Consider the following 233-nt stretch of genomic DNA (forward strand, 5'->3'; position numbering starts at 1 on the left):
TGATGCTGGAAGCGGTCGAGGCCCGCTTCGGCACGACCCGTGCGCCCTCGCCGATCGAATGGCTGTCGGACAACGGCTCGCCATACACCGCGAAGGACACGCGCCGCTTCGCTGGCCAGCTCAACCTCGCGCCGTGCTTCACGCCGATCGCAAGCCCCGAGAGCAACGGCATCTCCGAAGCCTTCGTCAAAACGCTCAAGCGCGACTACGTTCGCGTGAACCCGCTGCCGGAC

General features: G+C 66.5%; 1 pseudogene. It reads left to right on the forward strand.

The annotated features are described in order from the left end of the window. Positions 1-233, forward strand: a pseudogene (locus QSJ97_RS24900) (IS3 family transposase); the annotation flags it as partial.

It is taken from the genome of Paralimibaculum aggregatum (genome assembly GCF_030270585.1).
In the GTDB taxonomy this organism is placed as follows: domain Bacteria; phylum Pseudomonadota; class Alphaproteobacteria; order Rhodobacterales; family Rhodobacteraceae; genus Thermohalobaculum; species Thermohalobaculum aggregatum.